Origin of the sequence: Sphingobacterium sp. lm-10, from assembly GCF_023554555.1 — a bacterium.
Taxonomy (GTDB): domain Bacteria; phylum Bacteroidota; class Bacteroidia; order Sphingobacteriales; family Sphingobacteriaceae; genus Sphingobacterium.
Genome location: NZ_JAMJWC010000001.1, coordinates 241,795 through 259,760, shown reverse-complemented (window position 1 = coordinate 259,760; position 17,966 = coordinate 241,795). Strand labels below are relative to the sequence as shown.

Below are 17,966 nucleotides of genomic sequence, written 5' to 3'. Positions count from 1 at the left end.
AAAATTATGTCCGCTAGCCACATACTACATGTCGACATCGTGTTGGTGCATACTTAGTAGTAATTATGCTTCTGAGCAAGAAAATGTCTAGTCTATTGGCAATATGAATTTATAAAACATTAGTTAACTCAACATCAATCCTTGTTGTGATATCTCACTATACTATATTTGATAAAACTATGAATCAGGACTCTAAACATCTTAAATGATTAATGTAATCACTTAAAACACATTTGAAAAGGAGTTTTCAACGATTTAATAGAAAAACTTGATTCAAATAAAACGTTGATTCGAAGGCATAAAAAAAGGTTTTCAAACGGGGAGAATGAAAACCTTTACTAACCAATTATAAACCTAAATTATGATGACACAAAGATAGTGTAAAAAGTACACTATCAAAATAATTTTGATGGAAAAATGATTTTCCGACAATAATTTGACAATTCGGATTTATCGACACAAAAGGTTTATTCATTTAATGGAAAAAGTGCTTGTTTTAAAATCGATGCTTTTTATTACGGATACGACCAGACCGCATTATTTCTTTCAAGAAAAAACAATTACCCAATAAATTATTTAGTATTATTGTAATGATTTAATTATGCGCAATTATAAACACATTAATCTCTAAATAGAGCATATATTTCTTTCATTTATAAGCGCAGTGCGAAACAACAGCTTGAGTAAAAAGGTTATACAATAAAAATGAAGTTGTTTTTAAGATGAAAACCGAAAATTTGGAAAATATCGCAGTAAAGAAGGTTGAAATTATCAGGATAAATGATAATAAAAGCTTGCATCTTGCAGACGAAGTTTCCGTCGAGGAACCATTAGAAATAAGGGTTTCATTTGGCCATGCAACCATACGCGAAAGTAAAAATATCTCCGTTACGATGCGTACACCGGGCAACGATCCAGAGCTTGCTATGGGATTTCTTTTTACCGAAGGAATTATTTCCAATTACCAGCAGATTGAAAGCGTAACTGGCATAGATGCAGCTTGTTCACGCAATCAGGAGAATGTCATAATAGTCAGACTTACTAACGGATTTATTCCTGAGCTAACGCATACCGATCGAAACTTTTATACGACTTCCAGTTGTGGGGTATGCGGAAAGGGATCTATACAATCCATACGAACAGTAAGCACATTCAAGGATCATGTTAAGGAGGAGATACGAATAGATACGGAAACATTATATCAATTACCGAACAGATTAAGATCGTTCCAAAATAACTTTAGCGCAACAGGGGGCATTCATGCTTCTGGACTTTTTAACCTTCGCGGAGATCTGTTGGCATTACGCGAAGATGTAGGAAGGCACAATGCTTTAGACAAGTTGATCGGATATGCCTTATCAGCCAATTTGTTGCCTCTAGACAGCAACATTTTGTTATTGAGCGGAAGGGCGAGTTTTGAACTAATACAAAAGGCTGCAATGGCCGGAATTGCTATTGTAGCGGCCATCGGTGCTCCTTCCAGTCTGGCAGTCGAGTTAGCAGAAGACTTCGATATGACGTTAATTGGTTTTTTAAAAGACAATAGATGTAATATTTACACCAAAAGTAGTCATCATCATCTCGATGTTGCCATGGTGTAAAGAGAAAGTAGGAAAGAGAAATTCATGTATCTGTGCTAAAAAACACAAAGTAAAATGAAGATAAGAATTAAAGACAATTCCGTAAGACTGCGCCTTACCCAGTCAGAAGTTACCGACTTGGGATCCAAAGGTAGGGTATCTGGCTTTACCGAATTTATCGACCAGCCTTTTGTTTATTCGATCGAAACGTCGGCGGTCACAACATTGTCAGCTACTTTTGTTGCCAATAAGATCATTCTTTTCATGCCAGCAACGATGGTTCATGAATTTGTCACAACAGATCGAGTGGGTTTTGAAGGGCAGGTAGGCTTAGTAAAGCTTTTAGTAGAAAAAGATTTCGCTTGTATCGACAACACCGTAGAAGATCAGAGTGACAACTTTCCAAACCCTAATGTAAAGTGTTGAGATATCCTAAATGACTATAATATTATGAAAGAGGATTTTGAAAATAAAGAGTATATAACTGAAAGCAACAATAAGCCGAATGCCGAAAACCCTTACCGTCTTTCCGACATGACGGTAGCGCCAATTAAAAATTCGGCAGCAGGCCCCATTGCCGTCATAGCTGCTTTTAGTGATTTAATAGAAGAGAAAACATTGGTTCGTGGTACTCGAGCGCTATTCAAGATGAACCAAACAGATGGTTTTGACTGTCCAAGCTGCGCTTGGCCCGATCCCGATGATGAACGCTCGGCACTGGGTGAGTACTGTGAAAATGGCGTGAAAGCACTAGCTGAGGAGGCAACGACGAAAAGAGTCACAGCAGCATTTTTTAAAGAGAACTCCTTATCTGAACTTGCCGAACTGGACGATTACCAGATCGGAAAAATGGGAAGGTTGGCAGAACCCATGTATCTTCCGAAGGACGGCACACATTATGTACCAATTAGCTGGGATAATGCTTTTAAAAAAATAGCCGCACATCTCAATGCACTTGAATCTCCGCATCAAGCCGCCTTTTACACCTCTGGAAGGACGAGCAATGAGGCATCATTCGTATACCAACTCTTCGCCAAAGAATTTGGAACTAATAATATGCCCGACTGTTCTAATATGTGCCACGAGACATCCGGAACGGCTTTACGACCTACCATCGGAATTGGAAAAGGAACGGTGACATTGGAAGATTTCTACGATACAGATCTCATCATAGATATCGGCCACAATCCTGGCACTAATGCGCCCAGAATGATGACTGCTCTGGCTAAAGGAAAGAAGAACGGCGCTAAGATCATTGCCATTAACCCTTTACCTGAAGCGGGCTTAATGGGATTTGAAGATCCACAAACTGTTAAGGGAATGATAGGAGGCGGCGTTAAACTTGCTGACCTCTATTTACCCGTAAAAATAAATGGTGACATGGCACTGCTAAAAGCCATTGAATTGTTATTGCTTGACTTTGAAAAGAAATCGCCAGGAGAAGTCTTCGACCAGCAGTTTATCGCGGATAAAACAACCGGGTATGATGCTTTTCTAAAGAGACTAGAAAGCTATAATTTGGATGAGCTGGCGAAAGAATCTGGGGTTTCGGCAGCAGATATCTACAACGCGGCACAAATGATTGCGTTCAAAAAACGCATTATCATCTGTTGGGGAATGGGACTTACACAGCAGCCGAATGGTGTAGATATGATTCGGGAAATTCTTAACATTCTGCTTCTGAAAGGAAGTATTGGTAAAGCTGGTGCTGGTGTATGCCCGGTGCGCGGGCATAGCAATGTACAGGGAAATAGAACCATGCTTATCGATGAAAAACCAACTGATGAACAATTGGATCGACTGGAAAACTTTTTTGGCTTTAAACCACCTCGTGAACACGGATATGATGTTGTAAGAGCGATTAAGGCTATTCATGAAGAAAAGGTAAAAGTTCTCTTTTGTATGGGTGGCAATTTCTTATCGGCGACACCAGATACAACCTACACCGCAAATGCGCTTCGAAAACTGGATCTGCTAGTGAGTGTTTCTACAAAATTGAACCGCGGACATCTTGTTCACGGAAAAGAAGCACTAATTCTACCAACCTATGGCCGCAGTGATAAAGATATTATTAAAGGAGAAATCCAGATTGTATCCACCGAAAACTCTATGGGTGTGGTACAGTCTTCAAAAGGTATGTTGGATGCCGTATCTGATCTGCTGATTAATGAGACACAGATTGTCTGCCGGATGGCAATAGAAACATTAGGTCGTCGATCCGTCGTCAATTGGCAACGATATCATGACAGCTACGATGCTGTAAGAGACGATATAGAAAAATGCATTCCGGGTTTTGAGGATTATAATACCAGAGTACGGCAGAAAGGTGGATTCTACCTTCCCAACGCGGCTAGAGACGGAAAATTTATCACTAAAGATTTTGGTGATCGAGCTCCATTTACTTTGACTGACATCCCGGATAACACGCTGCAAGAAGATGAATTCCTAATGGCCACCACCAGAACGCACGATCAGTTTAACACGACCATTTACGGGCTGGACGATCGTTACCGAGGCATAAAAAATGGTAGACGTGTTATTTTTATGAATCAAAAGGATATTGATCATCTCGGTCTAAAGGCCGGAGATAAAGTAGATCTATTTAATTACGACGACGGTATTGAAAGAGTTGCGCCTCTATTTGTTATTGTTTCTTATCCAATTCCTGAAAAGAATACAATCACCTATTTTCCCGAAACCAATGTATTGGTTTCGGTGAATAATGTAGTAAAGGAAAGTAATATGCCAGCTTCTAAATACGTGAAAATAAAGATTAAAAAACATCATCCAGAAATATATCAGGAGAAGGATCTACGTGCTTTAGCAACTAGCATTTAGATAAATGAATTGCATGAGGCTGTCTAAAAAGCAAGGCATAACATCTTGTATTTTAGATAGCCTTATTTTTAAAACACTAACCAATCGTATTTCTTAAAAAGAAATCCCACAAAAGCTATATCTTTCCCAATAAATAATTTTTAATTTTTATGTTATATAATTTATTATTTGAATTATATATTTATCTTTATTAAGATTACTTACCGATTAATATTTCAATAAACTATCAATTGCTAACTCCACCTAGAAGATGATAAAAAAAATAAAAAACCGTTGGCTAATTGCTGCTTCAGCAGTAGGCATTCATATCTCGATTGGATCTGTGTATGCCTATTCTGTGATAACAAATCCTGTAAGAGGTATTTTTGGAGTGGACGAAAGTACCGTCAACTGGTCTTTCAAACTCGCTATATTATTTTTAGGATTGTCGGCGGCACTTTTAGGAAAATGGGTAGAGAAAGTCGGACCAAAGCGAAGTGGGATCGCAACTGGTTTATTCTTTGGAATTGGGATTTTAGGATCTGGATTAGCCGTACACATTGGTTCAATATCTATGTTTCTGATCTGCTATGGTGTTATCGGAGGTATTGGCTTGGGCATAGGCTACATCACGCCAGTAAGTACACTGGTCAAATGGTTTCCTGATAGACGTGGACTGGCAACGGGTATGGCTATTATGGGCTTTGGATTTTCTGCGTTGATTTTTGGTCCTGTCATGCAGTTTCTGTTTGAAAAAGTAGGCATAGCCAACGCATTTTTCATTTTAGGTGTTGTGTATATGATTTTGATCTTCGCATCAGCCCTCTACATCGAAAAACCACCAAAAGATTATCTTCCGAAAGGTTTTCAATCGGGTGAAGGAAAAAATATCAAAGCAGATATTTCTAATATTGATGCCAATGCCTCATTAAAAACATCTCGCTTTTATTATATCTGGATCATGATGTTTATCAACATTACTTGTGGTATAGCCGTCATTGCTGCAGCAAGCCCGATGATGCAGGAAAAATTACAGTACACGCCCATGCAGGCCGCTACCATCGTTGGGCTAATTGGAGTATTCAATGGTTTGGGCAGATTATTTTGGTCCTCTTTATCAGATTACATTGGGCGGGCGAATGTGTACATTCTCTTCTTCTCATTCCAAGTCTTAGGATTTTACTTTCTTCCCCAGATCTCATTAGAAATTTTATTTTTAATTGTTCTCTTTACAATAGTTACCATGTATGGTGGAGGATTTGCAGTTCTGCCTGCATTTTTAGGAGATCTCTTCGGCACCAAACAGCTCGGAGCTATTCATGGAATGATTCTAGTTGCTTGGGCATTAGCAGGTATTGTTGGCCCTACGATTTACGATTATGTTAAAGAGTCGACCGGTTCATTGACACAGACATTGACCCTATTTTCTGGATTATTCTTGATCGCATTATTGGTTTCCATTCTGATGAAATTTGCTATCGCAAAATTGAAAAAAGAACAAGACAAGCAAGCGGCCTAAGAAAATGCTTTTTATGTATGAATTTCCGGTGTCGGGTCGCGAGGAAAGCTTTATGTGCTCTTTGCTGTCATGTATCACTTTTAGAAGATAGGATCAGTTTTACTTTGGCTGCATCTTCCGGTGTGTTTACATTCATTAATGCTTTGGGAGATAAAGGTGTCAAAATATGAACATCATTGTTCAACAATACTTTTCGAGGGCTGGTTCTTCCCATACCTAAAAATTGCAGTAGTACCGGATAGCTTTTAGGTTCCCAAATGGTAATAAGTGGTTCTGGAAGTCCGTCCAATGGGTTTTCAAAGGCAGTAGCTAATTTTGAGTCATCTCTGTGATCAATCAGAAATTGTAGCGTTTCTCTATTCAACAAAGGCAGATCACAGGCCACTACTAGCCACGCCGCTTCTCGATCCGACCGCAATGCGGTTAAGATGCCACCGAACGGTCCCATCTCCAGAAAGGTATCGGTCAAAGCATGATATTTGGTATCGAAATGCTCCAACTGCTCCTGTCGGCAAGAAATATAGACCACTTCACACAGCGTGCTCAAAATATCTGCTATAAAATAACGCTGTTCCTTTCCGTACCAGTCCATCTGATCCTTTGCGTCCCCCATCCTTTGACTTTTTCCGCCCGCGAGAACCAACCCTTTTATAATGGGTATATTATGCTGTTTTGATGTCATTACCTACCATCTGGCTTTATAATAGCAATATTACTAAAAGAAATATTCATAAATATAACCATTGATTAATGGATTAACATTTCACGCGTTACCCTAATCTTAATTATATTTATAGTTCAATCACCAAAAGATTACTAAAAAATAAGAAATCTTCCCTTTATGAATGAGCACTACCATACAGAACAAGTTTTTGATTTAGATAAATCCATTGCTTCGGATCTGGCAGATCTTACTTTAGATGTGGTGCACAATGGCGCGTCCATTGGCTTCATGGATAATTCCACAAGTAATGATCTCGTCGCGTTTTGGACTGCAGTATTAGAAAAAGTCGCGCGACAAAAAGTCTTGTTATTAATATCGAGAGAGATGAAAACCAATAAAATTGTGGGAACTGTGCAACTAAATATTGACTTGCCTCCAAACCAACCGCACAGAGCTGACCTAGCAAAAATGCAAGTCCATTCCAGGCATAGAAGAAAAGGAATTGCGGAAGAACTTTTAAAAATGGCCGAAATAATCGCGTTGCAGCATCGTAAACATCTATTGGTGTTAGATACGGTTACAGATAGTGCCGCTCAGCAATTGTACCTAAAATGTGGATGGATCACGGTTGGTAATATTCCCGAATACGCTTTGTTTCCAACTGGCGAATTATGCAGCACCACATTTATGTACCGGAAACTTGGCTAATGGCATTCCTTTTCCAACTAAAATATTAATAGCTTTGTATAAATTGAAGTTATGTTTACAGGGATTATCGAATGCTTAGGCACCATCTTGAAAATTGAAAAGGAAGATCAAAATGTCCATTTTACGGTACGATCTGACATCAGTCATGATCTTAAAATTGATCAAAGCTTATCCCATAACGGAGTATGCCTTACGGTCGTAGCGCAAGATCAGCATACGCATCGGGTCACTGCCATACAAGAAACGTTAGTAAAATCCAGCTTAGGACAATTAAAGGAAAATGACATCGTGAATCTGGAACGTTGTACCATTGCTGGCGGCCGCCTAGATGGACACATTGTGCAAGGTCATGTGGATCAGACGGCTACTTGCGTTAGCATAGAAGATCAAGGTGGTAGCACGCTACTCACCTTTGAATACGATACCAGCTTAAATAATATCACTGTAGAAAAAGGTTCGATTACGGTCGATGGTATTAGCCTTACTGTCGTAAACTCTCGCACGAATCGCTTTTCAGTCGCCATTATCCCTTACACCAAAGAGCATACAAATTTTGCACAAATTGCCGTTGGTACTGTCGTAAATATAGAATTCGACATCATTGGCAAGTATGTAAGCAAGTTACTTTCTTTACGCGATTAGGAGCGGTGGATTAATAGCGAAAACCGAGTACATCCATTCGCCGCTTGGATCGAAAACGTTCGGGCACCGCTCGCCAAATTTCCTGCTGTAACGCCTCGATGGCTTGCTGCTTACTGAAGTTTTTGGTCATCACGATGCTGATCTCTCGAACAGGTTCTGGTGATTTAAAATAACGAACATGTTGCAACTCATCCTCCCCATAATCCAGGATAGTTAATTCTGGTAGAATGGTTATTCCGCCATTGATATCCACCATGCGTTTCAGCGTTTCTACACTTCCGGTGTTGTAGTCAAAGGTGGCGCTGGCCGATTGAGACTGCCTGTATTTACAAATGTTAAGTACCTGCCCGCGCATACAATGTCCTTCATTGAGCAGCCAAAGATTATCATCTGCTATCTCGTTGGTCTGTAGCAATTTCTTGCCATACAATTTGCTTCCTGGAGATACGTAAGCTACAAAAGTTTCATAATAGAGTGGCAACTCGGCAATGGCTGAATCTTGGAGTGGTGTGGATAAAATACCGCAATCTAATGTACCTGTCTTGAGCTCTTGCACAATTTTCTCTGTCGTATATTCCCATATCTGGATTTTTAGTTGTGGATATTGTTTTGCAAAAGATGCAATCACAGGAGGCAATAAGTAGGGTGCTACCGTGGGAATAACACCTATTCGAAATTCTCCTGCAAGCTGGCCAGATGCTTCCTGCAAAATATCACGTATCTTTTTACTTTCAATCAGTACCACACGTGCTTGACTAATAATCCGCTCTCCTACTTCTGTCGGCACGACGGGTTGCCTACTCCGATCAAATATCTTGGCACCCAGGTTTTCCTCCAATTTTTGTATCTGCATACTCAGGGTTGGTTGCGTTACAAAACACTTTTCTGCTGCAGCTACAAAGCTCCGATACGTATCAACAGCTATAATATATTCTAATTGAACTAAGGTCATACTATAAATTAAAACTATACTAAGTTACAAAATTTCGAGATGAGTCTATTTCCTTTTAACTAAAATATTTGTTGGGCGAAGATAACTTCCTACTATAGAAAGATTTCGTAATTTTGAGATCCAACACATTGAGAATAATTTTATGATTTTACACAAAGTAATCGTTACTGCACTGCTTTTGGGTGCAAGTGCTTTTCAATTTGCCGCAACGGTTCCAGATGAAGGCATGTTTCCACTGAGCGATCTTAACCGGGCAGGCCTTAAGAAAGCAGGACTGAAAATTTCAGAAAAAGATATTTATAACCCGGGGAGCATTGGTCTAGTAGATGCGTTGGTTCGTGTCGGCGGTTGTTCCGGCTCCTTCGTATCGGGTCAAGGGCTGATCATCACCAATCATCATTGCGCATTCAGTGCAGTACAGCTAGCCAGCACACCGCAACACAACTATTTAGAAAATGGCTTTGTAGCCCATCAACAGGAGCAGGAAATTGAAGCCAAAGGATTAACCATTCGGATCACAGATTCTTATGAAGATGTTTCCAAAGAGGTTTTGGACGGAGTAAAGGCGATCAGCGATCCATTGCAACGCATCGAGGCCATCAATCAAAAACGACAAGAACTCGCGCGCAAAGCGGAGCAGGCAGACCCGACCATCAAAGCCGAAGTTTCAGAGATGTTTATCGGAAAGAGCTATGTATTGTTTAAGTATAAAACCATCGAAGATGTACGTTTAGTGTACGTGCCGAAACAAAATATTGGAGAATTTGGCTTTGAGACAGATAACTGGGTATGGCCTCGACATACCGGCGATTATTCTTTCCTACGTGCCTACGTAGCGAAGGATGGTTCCTCAGCAGCTTACTCCAAAGACAATGTTCCTTACGGACCTAAAAAACACTTAAAGGTGAATCCCAAAGGCGTGGAAGAAAATGATTTTGTATTCATCTTAGGTTACCCTGGGCGCACATTCCGTCATCGCCCCGCCCAGTATATAGACTATCAAGAAAAGTTCCTATTGCCATATACATCGGAACTTTATGATTTCGAGAATCAACGGATGGAAGATGCTGGAAAAACCGACAAAGCAGTAGAACTTGCTTTGGCCACACGTATCAAGCGCAACGCCAATGTGCTTAAAAACTACCGCGGAAAGTTAAAAGGCCTGCGAAATATCGATCTAGTACAAACAAAGAGGGACGAAGATGCTGCCTTGGCAAAATTTATAGATAGTCGGCCTGACTTAAAATCTGCCTATGGCAACCTGATGACCGATATCGAAAAACATTATGATAGGGTGTTCGAAGATGCGCCAAAAGAGTTGTGGATGAACAATATATATCACGGTGTCAAAACGTTTAATATCGCCAGCTACTTCCAATCTTTTCAAGATGCTATAGCTCAGCAAGCGTCTCCAAAGGCACAACAAGCCCTATTCGATCAAAACATCAACAAATTTAACAAAGGCATTCATGAGCTTTTCGAAGCTTACCATCTGGGGGTAGATCAGCAAATTGCCCGTCACCTCTTCGCGGAAGGCGCAAAAATGCAGGGTGCCAATGCATTAAAATTCTTGCGAGACAATGTTCATGCGCAAAGTGATACAACCGGCGCATGGATTGCTCAATTATTGGCAACCACCAGGCTGAATAATGAAGAAGCTTTTCGTAAAATCACATCTTCACCGGCAAGCATTCTGGCTTACAAGGACGAATTGTTGGATTTGCACCGTGCTGTAGCAGCAGAATACGCTACGTTTAGCTCCGAACAAAAACGTCGAGAAGGTATGTTAAACAAACTAATGGGCGATTACGTAGCGGTTCGAGAACAATTTATGGACAAAAATTTTGTACCTGATGCCAACTCCACACTGCGACTTACTTTTGGAAACATTAAAGGATATAGTCCGGCAGATGCGACTTATATGCAACCATTTACCAGTGTAAAAGGGTTGCTTGAAAAAGGTAACTCAGGACTTCCAGAGTTTGGCTATCCGCACAAGATTAAAGAAGCTTGGTTGGCAAAGGACTTTGGCAGCTACATGAAAAAGGACATGAATGATGTACCCGTCAACATTCTTTATAATATGGATACTACGGGGGGCAACTCTGGCTCACCAATTATGAATGCCAACGGAGAATTGATTGGCGTAAACTTTGATCGCGCTTACGATGCGACTATCAATGATTTTGCCTGGAATGAAAGCTACAGCCGATCTATCGGTGTGGATATCCGTTTTGTATTATGGGTGGCCGACAAAATCGACAACGCCCAATTCATCCTAAAAGAAATGGGCGTACACTAGAAGAGATCAATCCTGTATTTATAAAAAGGGTAGAAAGCACGTGCTTTCTACCCTTTTTATATGTTGTTTATAGTGGCTTAAGATCCTTTTTGCTCTTCGTGCCGCGCACGCACTTCCAATTCTAGAATAATATCCCTTTTCTTACCTTCAATTACTGAGATATCTCCCGCTACGAAAACTCCTTTTGAACCAGTCTTGACATTTTGAATACCATAAACGTGCGATTCATCTCCCGGGTCGGTTGCCCCTTCATATCGGTAGATATGATCAATTTTATAATCATTCGCACTAGTATGCAACTCATCAAATTCAATATTGTAATCTACCTCGTATCCCGCTTGCTTCAACATCTCTATTGCGACGGAAGCCGATTCATAGTTATAGCTAGTTTTCATAAGTCCTGTTTTTATACTGTTCAGTGGTACAACAACCGAAATAAAAATGTGTTTTCAGGCCAGCATTTTTTAACTTGCCACCTAAAATAGTAAACAATTTGTATATGGCTTATCCTATTCCTCCAGCAGTGCCCACTCCTTCCGCTGCTTTTGATCGGCTACTCACAGTCTTAAATACACTTCGCACAGCATGCCCCTGGGACAGAAAGCAAACCATGGAAAGCCTTCGCTTACTTACCATCGAGGAAATGTACGAGCTGGGCGACGCTATACTGGAGACCGACTTGCCAGAAATAAAAAAGGAATTGGGCGATGTAATGATGCATTTGGTATTTTATGCCCGAATCGCAGAAGAGCAACAAGCGTTTGATATTGTGGACGTACTCAACGGCGTATGCGATAAACTGATCTCCCGGCATCCTCATATTTATAGCGATGTGCAGGTAAACAACGAAGAAGATGTCAAGCAGAATTGGGAAAAATTGAAACTGAAAGAGGGAAATAAATCGGTGCTTTCTGGAGTACCTAAAGGGCTTCCGGCTTTGGTAAAAGCATATCGTATACAAGATAAAGTACGTGGTGTAGGCTTCGATTGGCAAGATCCATCTGAGGTATGGAAGAAAGTAGAAGAAGAGATAGCCGAGTTCAAAGATGAATTTGATTTGAGTACGCACACGGCCGTTGATACCGACCGGGCCGAAGCAGAGTTCGGAGATGTGCTTTTCTCCTTGATCAACTATGCTCGGCATTTGGGCATCAATCCAGAAAACGCGCTGGAGCGAACCAATAAAAAATTTATCAAGCGTTTCACACACGTGGAACAACGTACGCAAGAATCCGGTCGCCAATTGCAGGATATGAGCCTAGAGGAAATGGACGTATATTGGAATGAAGCAAAGAAAATGTAAAAATAAATACTGATGCACAAGATTTGGAAGTTTTTTGCCGCCTTCATTGGCTTTGTGGTGCTAGCCATCGCTGGAATGTATGTATTCGGATTGGGGTATATTATGAAGGGCATGTATGTCACCTACCTGCACGGCCATAAGACTGCCTACCTTTCGGACTACCAATACTTTGATAATCACCTCGTGCAGCATGAAGCGGGGCGGCCTTGGCCAGCTGCTCAACCACAAAACCGCATCCAATTACCCGATTCCCTGCGTCAATTCCATGAAGACATCCAGTCCGTCGCTTACTTGATTATCCAACGTGATAGCATCGTATTGGAAACATACTTCGATGGCTACGAGGCCGACTCCAAATCCAACTCTTTCTCCATGGCCAAAAGTATTGTTGCCGCTATCTTAGGAAAAGTTATCACGGAAGGAAAAATCAAAAGTCTGGATCAAAAAGTACTCGACTTTGTACCGGAGATCAAGGGAGAATATGCTTCCGAACTTACGTTGAGAGACCTCGTAAGCATGAGCTCTGGCATGAAATGGGAAGAAGATTATTACAGCCCGTTTTCGGTGACCACCAAATTGTATTTTGACCAGAATATTCTGAAAGTAATCACTGAGCTACCCATCTATAAGAAGCCTGGAGAAGAATTCATCTATCAAAGCGGCGACACACAGTTACTAGGCATTGCCATACAGCGCGCGACAGGACAGAGCTTAAGCGAATTGTTATCTACTTATTTCTGGAAACCAATGCAAGCCGAGCACGATGCCTTGTGGCAAGTAGATAGTGAAGCCAATGGTATCGAGAAAGCATATTGCTGTATCGCCAGCAATGCATTAGATTTTGCGCGCTTTGGAAAATTGTATCGGGATCATGGGCGATGGAATGGGCAACAACTCTTAGATAGCGCCTATGTACACGCGTCTTTACAGCCACGATTCGAAAACTCACCAGAATATGGGTACGGCTGGTGGATGGGAAGTTTCGATCAGAAACCTTACTTCTATATGAATGGGCATCTGGGTCAATACGTGATCACGATTCCTGAGGACGATCTTATTATCGTACGATTAGGACACCAAACTGATAAGTTGAGCGCTTCTAACCCCGCCTCCAATTTTTACCAATTCATAGCGCATGCTTATCAGCTGATCGATAAATAAGGAAGCTTGCCCCGAGAACCGGAACAAGCTTATAATAGAGGATGGAATATAGAAACAATTAAAAAATTACAGCTTTTCGCCGTGCTGCGAGAAATCGAGACCAACCTCTTCTTCCTCATCCGTTACGCGAAGTGGCGTAATCAGGTCGGTAAGCTTCAATAAAACAAATGCCATAATCAAGGTAAAAACTGTTGCACCTAGCAAACCGATCACGTGTGCAATAAACAATCCGGTTTCACCAAAGAAAAGTCCATTTGTTTCTACTGCTTCGTTGATCGCGCTATGCGCAAATACGCCAGTAAGCAACATCCCCACCATACCACCTACACCGTGACTTGGAAAAACATCCAATGTATCATCCAATTTGGACTTCGTTCTCCACTCAATACATAGACGACTGATGATTGCGGCTACTGCACCGATAATTAAGGAATGTGGAATTGTGACGAAACCAGCCGCCGGTGTAATGGCAACCAAGCCAACCACAACACCGATACAGACGCCTGTGGCCGAAGGCTTGATACCTTTTGCTGCGTCGAAAAATAGATAGGTGAGTGCGGCTGCACCAGAAGCTGTTGATGTAGTAGCTAATGCTGTTGCTGCTAAAGCCGAAGCACCAAAGGCAGAACCACCATTAAAACCTATCCAACCAAACCAAAGTAGTCCAGTTCCCATCAACACATAGGTAATACGAGCTGGTACATGCGGGTGTGTATTAAAATCTTTACCGTGTTTCAAATAGATCGCCGATGCTAATGCGGTTAAACCAGCGGACATGTGTACTACGGTACCACCTGCGAAATCCAGCACACCCATGTTAAACAAGATGCCATCAGGGTGCCAAGTGGAGTGCGCTAATGGTGCGTAGATAAAAACAAAGAAAAGACAGACAAAAAGTACGTAAGAAGTGAATTTAATACGCTCAGCAAAAGCACCTGTTATCAATGCAGGAGTAATAATCGCGAATTTTAACTGATACATGGCAAATAACACAAAGGGAATCGTCGGAGCACCTCCCCAAGGTTCTCCGTCGACCACGCCTTCAAACATAAAATAGGTCATCGGATTACCGATGAAACCTCCTACTGATTCGCCAAAGACTAGGGAGAAGCCAAAGACCACCCACAAGACAGCAACAATAGCCATACAGATAAAGCTTTGTAACATGGTAGAGATCACATTCTTCTTTTTGACCATACCACCATAGAAGTAAGCTAATCCTGGCGTCATAATCAACACCAAAGCCGCAGCTGTCAACATCCAGGCTACATCTGCCCCGTTATATTCATATGTTTTCGTAATATCTGGAATTCCAGGATTGAAAAAAGCTAAAACAACAACAATACCCATCAATAATATAGGTATGAAAGATTTTTTTCCAGATAAACTCATGTTTTTTTATTGAAATATTAAATAATAACTCAAAAAAACAATAAAAAAACAATATTTCAAATATTTTATTATAAATATTTTATATAAAAACCGTTTTTAATAAAATAAATCAGTTTTACAGTAAAAATCAATTCTTAAAACACAAAAAAAGAGCTCTCATAAGATGAGAGCTCCAACAATAATCATAAAATACAAAAACTACATTACCTCAATGCTTCTTTTAGTGACGATAGCGTCTTCTTTCTTACCTATTTTTACAAATAATACACCGTCAACATAATTGGCGTCGATGTTATTGTAGTTTACTACATCGGGAAGCGTGAAAGACCGACTAAATGAATTATAGTTAAACTCGCGTTTACTATACGTCTTATCTGACTTCTCCCCTGTAGTTTGCTTTTCAGCGCTAATGGTAATCAAGTTTTTATCCACATTAATCGCAAAATCCTCTTTTTTTAAGCCCGGTGCTGCTAATTCTAACTGAAAAGCAGAATCGCTCTCTACAATATTCACTGCTGGCACACGGGTTACCAAACGATCGCCGATAAAAGAATCTGTAAACAAGCTATCAAATACATTATTTACAAAAGGGTTCACCGCATCGGTGTTTACATTACGCGCTGGAAATTTTACTAAAGCCATGTTATATCCTCCAATTTTTAAATGTTTTAATTATATATGGAACGATTTACAATTCTCATACCACCCCTAAAAGCAGTTAAAAACAATGACTTTCTGTCATTTTACAGATAATTTTAATGACAAAAAGTCATTTTGCATCTAAAGAACACGAATCCAATTTCCCATCAGCCTGTCAGCGAACAACCTACTAACCAACGGAGCGCACGCAACGAATTCCCCTACCATGATCCACATTATTGTTTTCGGTAGTCAACGAATTACCACTACTACCACGTATCCGCATGTAAGTTCCTCTCGTACGGTTAGTATTACCGTCAATTGTCCAATAATATCCATAATTGTCCCTAGATGTAGAACAGCCCGTACTACGTGTGATCCTTCCTATATCTTGAAAATACACCCGAATACCTTCTCGCTCAAAATACATGAGATGATCCCCTCCCGACCGTCCGTTAGCACCATTATTACCACGTAACTGATCCATTGCAGCCTCGGTGGGCGTCTGCCAACGACCATGAGGATACACCTCTTCGCACGGGTCACCTGCAGGGTTTTGAAGCGCGTCCGTTTCGCTACGAGGCAATTTGGTCTCAAACTTCCAGTAAAAGTTACATCCATAATCAGGCTCAACGGACAATGTCCGCACTTCATCTTCGAACTTGTAATGATTCTGAGGATCCGCTGCATCATAATATAGATTTCCGGTCGCCCAGACAAAATTTCCCATTCTATTTCCACCTTGCATAATACGGGTAGTAGCACGCAGTACCCCTGTTGGCGGTGGACTTCCGCGAAAAACGAAATGCGCATTTCTGGCCGTAGCGTTGGTGATAAGGTCTCGAACAGCAGCACCTCTGGAAGTGCTTAATGCATTAAAACGAACCGTCACATCTGGCTCCGATACTGTTGTATATAGTTGATTTGTGGATATTCTCCTAACGCGTGACGATTCAAAATCGGTAAAATTAATCACATCATTCACATCACGTACTGAGCGAGCGGGCCCACTACTGACTACTCCCTGGCGAAATATAAAATCAGAAGTTGTAATACGTTGATTAACGAAACGCGCCTCCAAACGATCTATACGATCAGCGAAAATACCACGCACATCTACCATCACTTCAAGCTTACGTATCTTATGTTGAAACAATAATTCAATACGTGCTGTCTGTGCATTATTGATAAATTCTCCCGAGGCAAATAGAAACGGTGCATTATCTCGCGTAGGTGCAGTAGGTTCGCTCGTATTAGATGGAAGAGGAATTGCCGAAGCAAGGTTATAAGAGTAGGCATACCACCTGTAGCGTGCATTCAACAAAAGATCAACAGAATAAGCAGAACCAGAAACAGCAACCTCATGCGATTCGCGGTAGATTTCACGGCCGCCACTAATTTCGTAAAAAAGTATGCGATAACGAATTCCGTCCGCCATTGGTCTACGTACCGCCGCGCGCGCTGGAGCAACACCCCCGACACGCTGCGGCATTTGAGAAAACTCATAATCGGACGATGACGAACGCTCCGAAACTACATCGGATCCCAACTGCCAACTAAAATCCTCAAAATCTTCTTCAAGAGGTGAAGACACCTCCTCGTAACCTCGATTAGTTGCTGCCCTAGAGTCTGTAGCATCAAGATTGATATGCTCCTCATCCTCCATTCCAGCAACTACGAAATGTACCTCATTAGAACCACCTCTAGCTTGCATATCTTCCTCCCGACTACAACCCGCAAAAATCATCCACACGGAAAAGAAAAACAACATCAAAGCATTCTGCCTCATTTTCATATATTAAATAGTTAAAATATCTAGTCAAAAATTTACAAACGCAGCATATTTCATTACTAAAACACGAACCCCGCGAATTACAGTATATTAAAACTCGAAGTCATAAAATTGTTCTTCTGGATCATCCTCCATAATCTCGGGTCTCGCACCATTATTACCTCCGCCGATCTGAACATTCGACCCTGCTGCCATAGAGCATTCCATCTGGACAAAAGACAGCTGGATATCTGGAGATACATATTTTCTTCTAGAATTGTTATTCTTCATATTTTTATTAATCTAAATGACTTAAACAAACAATCACACACTTAATTATCAAAATAAATTCAACTTATTTACAATTTTGTGGGTACAAACATAGATACTATAAAATCAATATCTAATAAGTTTATATACTAGATTTTCAATTGTAGATTATAGTCTACAATCGAAATAACTAAAAAATGTTTTAAAATTATTAATTGTTAGTTTGACATAAATATATTTTTTAAA

Annotated in this window: 16 protein-coding genes; 9 read left to right on the top strand and 7 right to left on the bottom strand. The window is 40.7% G+C overall.

The window, feature by feature from the left end; translation table 11 throughout:
* Positions 1–722: 722 nt before the first annotated feature.
* From fdhD to M8998_RS01065, 4 genes are all read left to right on the top strand, one after another.
* On the top strand, positions 723–1,601 hold the full coding sequence (gene fdhD / locus M8998_RS01080; protein WP_249990131.1) for a formate dehydrogenase accessory sulfurtransferase FdhD: 879 nt from the start codon (positions 723–725) through the stop codon (positions 1,599–1,601).
* 54 nt (positions 1,602–1,655) lie between these two features.
* Positions 1,656–2,006 (top strand): DUF7009 family protein, encoded by a 351-nt coding sequence (locus M8998_RS01075; protein ID WP_249990130.1) that lies wholly within the window; start codon positions 1,656–1,658, stop codon positions 2,004–2,006.
* A gap of 24 nt (positions 2,007–2,030) precedes the next feature.
* On the top strand, positions 2,031–4,418 hold the full coding sequence (locus M8998_RS01070) for an FdhF/YdeP family oxidoreductase (protein ID WP_249990129.1): 2,388 nt from the start codon (positions 2,031–2,033) through the stop codon (positions 4,416–4,418).
* A 250-nt stretch (positions 4,419–4,668) separates the two neighbouring features.
* A complete protein-coding gene (locus M8998_RS01065; RefSeq protein ID WP_249990128.1) occupies positions 4,669–5,916 on the top strand; it encodes an L-lactate MFS transporter in 1,248 nt (415 codons plus the stop codon).
* 67 nt (positions 5,917–5,983) lie between these two features.
* Here the strand turns inward: M8998_RS01065 and M8998_RS01060 are convergent, their stop codons facing one another.
* Positions 5,984–6,598 carry an NTP transferase domain-containing protein gene (locus M8998_RS01060; protein WP_284039931.1) on the bottom strand — a complete coding sequence of 205 codons (615 nt, stop codon included), beginning with the start codon at positions 6,596–6,598 and terminating at the stop codon, positions 5,984–5,986.
* Between the two features lie 159 nt (positions 6,599–6,757).
* Between M8998_RS01060 and M8998_RS01055 the strand changes: the two genes are divergently transcribed.
* A complete protein-coding gene (locus tag M8998_RS01055; protein WP_249990126.1) occupies positions 6,758–7,288 on the top strand; it encodes a GNAT family N-acetyltransferase in 531 nt (176 codons plus the stop codon).
* A gap of 51 nt (positions 7,289–7,339) precedes the next feature.
* The gene (locus M8998_RS01050) at positions 7,340–7,930 is read left to right on the top strand and encodes a riboflavin synthase (RefSeq protein WP_249990125.1); all 591 of its coding nucleotides are present in this window, start codon (positions 7,340–7,342) and stop codon (positions 7,928–7,930) included.
* 10 nt (positions 7,931–7,940) lie between these two features.
* Here M8998_RS01050 and M8998_RS01045 read toward each other — a convergent pair whose 3' ends face one another.
* Positions 7,941–8,882, bottom strand: a complete 942-nt coding sequence (locus M8998_RS01045; RefSeq protein WP_249990124.1) for a hydrogen peroxide-inducible genes activator — start codon at positions 8,880–8,882, stop codon at positions 7,941–7,943.
* A gap of 142 nt (positions 8,883–9,024) precedes the next feature.
* On the opposite strand from M8998_RS01045, the gene M8998_RS01040 reads away from it, so the two are divergent.
* Positions 9,025–11,184, top strand: a complete 2,160-nt coding sequence (locus M8998_RS01040; protein WP_249990123.1) for a S46 family peptidase — start codon at positions 9,025–9,027, stop codon at positions 11,182–11,184.
* Between the two features lie 77 nt (positions 11,185–11,261).
* Here M8998_RS01040 and M8998_RS01035 read toward each other — a convergent pair whose 3' ends face one another.
* Complete coding sequence (locus tag M8998_RS01035; protein WP_249990122.1) at positions 11,262–11,579, bottom strand: hypothetical protein; 318 nt, start codon at positions 11,577–11,579, stop codon at positions 11,262–11,264.
* A gap of 104 nt (positions 11,580–11,683) precedes the next feature.
* Between M8998_RS01035 and mazG the strand changes: the two genes are divergently transcribed.
* Positions 11,684–12,487 (top strand): nucleoside triphosphate pyrophosphohydrolase, encoded by an 804-nt coding sequence (mazG, locus tag M8998_RS01030; protein ID WP_249990121.1) that lies wholly within the window; start codon positions 11,684–11,686, stop codon positions 12,485–12,487.
* 12 nt (positions 12,488–12,499) lie between these two features.
* The gene (locus M8998_RS01025; protein ID WP_249990120.1) at positions 12,500–13,648 is read left to right on the top strand and encodes a serine hydrolase domain-containing protein; all 1,149 of its coding nucleotides are present in this window, start codon (positions 12,500–12,502) and stop codon (positions 13,646–13,648) included.
* 66 nt (positions 13,649–13,714) lie between these two features.
* Here M8998_RS01025 and M8998_RS01020 read toward each other — a convergent pair whose 3' ends face one another.
* The 4 genes from M8998_RS01020 to M8998_RS01005 all read right to left on the bottom strand — a co-directional run bounded on the left by M8998_RS01020 (position 13,715) and on the right by M8998_RS01005 (position 17,741).
* Entirely contained in the window at positions 13,715–15,040 is a 1,326-nt protein-coding gene (locus M8998_RS01020; protein WP_249990119.1) for an ammonium transporter, read from the bottom strand.
* Positions 15,041–15,238: 198 nt separating this feature from the next.
* Positions 15,239–15,682: an Hsp20/alpha crystallin family protein gene (locus M8998_RS01015; RefSeq protein WP_249990118.1), complete on the bottom strand. Its 444-nt coding sequence runs from the start codon at positions 15,680–15,682 to the stop codon at positions 15,239–15,241.
* A gap of 187 nt (positions 15,683–15,869) precedes the next feature.
* A complete protein-coding gene (locus M8998_RS01010) occupies positions 15,870–17,474 on the bottom strand; it encodes a hypothetical protein (protein WP_249990117.1) in 1,605 nt (534 codons plus the stop codon).
* A gap of 87 nt (positions 17,475–17,561) precedes the next feature.
* Positions 17,562–17,741 carry a hypothetical protein gene (locus tag M8998_RS01005; protein ID WP_249990116.1) on the bottom strand — a complete coding sequence of 60 codons (180 nt, stop codon included), beginning with the start codon at positions 17,739–17,741 and terminating at the stop codon, positions 17,562–17,564.
* Positions 17,742–17,966 lie beyond the last annotated feature (225 nt).

Excerpts from the sequence above, each read along its gene's own strand:
- M8998_RS01045 (WP_249990124.1), bottom strand. The coding sequence starts at position 8,882 with ATGACCTTAGTTCAATTAGAATATATTATAGCTGTTGATACGTATCGG.
- M8998_RS01060 (WP_284039931.1), bottom strand. The coding sequence starts at position 6,598 with ATGACATCAAAACAGCATAATATACCCATTATAAAAGGGTTGGTTCTC.
- M8998_RS01065 (WP_249990128.1), top strand. The coding sequence starts at position 4,669 with ATGATAAAAAAAATAAAAAACCGTTGGCTAATTGCTGCTTCAGCAGTA.
- fdhD (WP_249990131.1), top strand. The coding sequence starts at position 723 with ATGAAAACCGAAAATTTGGAAAATATCGCAGTAAAGAAGGTTGAAATT.
- M8998_RS01015 (WP_249990118.1), bottom strand. The coding sequence starts at position 15,682 with ATGGCTTTAGTAAAATTTCCAGCGCGTAATGTAAACACCGATGCGGTG.
- M8998_RS01070 (WP_249990129.1), top strand. The coding sequence starts at position 2,031 with ATGAAAGAGGATTTTGAAAATAAAGAGTATATAACTGAAAGCAACAAT.
- M8998_RS01010 (WP_249990117.1), bottom strand. The coding sequence starts at position 17,474 with ATGAAAATGAGGCAGAATGCTTTGATGTTGTTTTTCTTTTCCGTGTGG.
- M8998_RS01055 (WP_249990126.1), top strand. The coding sequence starts at position 6,758 with ATGAATGAGCACTACCATACAGAACAAGTTTTTGATTTAGATAAATCC.
- M8998_RS01025 (WP_249990120.1), top strand. The coding sequence starts at position 12,500 with ATGCACAAGATTTGGAAGTTTTTTGCCGCCTTCATTGGCTTTGTGGTG.
- M8998_RS01075 (WP_249990130.1), top strand. The coding sequence starts at position 1,656 with ATGAAGATAAGAATTAAAGACAATTCCGTAAGACTGCGCCTTACCCAG.
- M8998_RS01020 (WP_249990119.1), bottom strand. The coding sequence starts at position 15,040 with ATGAGTTTATCTGGAAAAAAATCTTTCATACCTATATTATTGATGGGT.
- M8998_RS01050 (WP_249990125.1), top strand. The coding sequence starts at position 7,340 with ATGTTTACAGGGATTATCGAATGCTTAGGCACCATCTTGAAAATTGAA.
- M8998_RS01035 (WP_249990122.1), bottom strand. The coding sequence starts at position 11,579 with ATGAAAACTAGCTATAACTATGAATCGGCTTCCGTCGCAATAGAGATG.
- mazG (WP_249990121.1), top strand. The coding sequence starts at position 11,684 with ATGGCTTATCCTATTCCTCCAGCAGTGCCCACTCCTTCCGCTGCTTTT.
- M8998_RS01040 (WP_249990123.1), top strand. The coding sequence starts at position 9,025 with ATGATTTTACACAAAGTAATCGTTACTGCACTGCTTTTGGGTGCAAGT.
- M8998_RS01005 (WP_249990116.1), bottom strand. The coding sequence starts at position 17,741 with ATGAAGAATAACAATTCTAGAAGAAAATATGTATCTCCAGATATCCAG.